General features: G+C 54.9%; 1 protein-coding gene. It reads right to left on the reverse strand.

Annotated elements, in window-relative coordinates; translation table 11 throughout:
• Positions 1-860, reverse strand: an 860-nt coding sequence (locus tag ACTHS3_RS14230) for a malate dehydrogenase (RefSeq protein WP_440368275.1), incomplete at its 3' end; no start/stop codon positions are given.
• Between the last annotated feature and the right edge of the window lie 217 nt (positions 861-1,077).

The following is a 1,077-nucleotide window of genomic DNA, read 5'->3' on the forward strand; positions in this document are numbered from 1 at the left end:
ATGACGGGGAAGCCGAAAATCAAACCTTCGGGAATGCCGTAAGAGCCGTCGGATGGAACGCCCATGGTTATCCATTTGCCACTACTGCCGAGCAACCAGTCGCGCAGGTGGTAGATGGCGGCATTGGCGGCGGAAGCTGCGGATGATGAGCCGCGTGCGGCGATAATGGCGGCACCGCGTCCGGCGATTTTCGGCATGAAGACTTCGGTGTTCCAGTCGGGTTCGGTAATCATGTCTTGAACGGACTCGCCGTTGCTGGTGGCGTAGCGGTAGTCGGCGTACATGGTCGGGCTATGGTTTCCCCAGACGCACATTTGCTCGATGGAAGTAATTGGGCGGTTGATTTTTTCGGCAATTTGACTGACGGCGCGGTGGTGGTCAAGACGCATCAGGGCGGTGAAATTTTCCGGCGGGATGTCGGGTGCGGATTTCATGGCGATGTAGGCGTTGGTATTGGCCGGATTGCCGACGACGAGGACTTTAACGTTGCGATTGGCAACTTTGTTCAACGCCGCGCCTTGTACTTTGAAAATTTCGCCATTGGCGTGTAGCAAGTCGGCGCGCTCCATGCCTTGCGTACGCGGGCGCGCTCCAATCAAGAGGGCGATGTCGGCATCTTTGAAGGCGACTTCGGGGTCGTCTGTGGCGAAGATGTCAGCAAGGAGCGGGAAGGCGCAATCCTGCATTTCCATGATCACGCCGCGCAATGCCTGTTGTGCCTGCGGCAGGTCGAGCAGCTGCAGGATAACGGGTTGGTCGCGTCCGAGCATAATGCCGCCGGCGATACGGAAGAGGGTGGCGTAGGCGATTTGGCCTGCCGCGCCGGTAACGGCGATTCGGACGGGTGGCTTGAGGGTCATATTTTTCCTTTTGAAGTCGTTGTTTTACTTGGTTTTCGGATTATAGCAGTATTATGAGGCAAATGATGTAGAAAGGCCGTCTGAAATTTGATTTTCAGACGGCCTTAAGTGTTTGAAAAGATTATTCACCGTTTTTCTTTTCAGCTTGTTCTTCTGCTGCTTCATAGGCTTCGACAATTTTCTGCACCAAAGGATGGCGGACAACGTCTTCGCTGGT

Source organism: Neisseria sp. P0009.S007 (assembly GCF_051962515.1).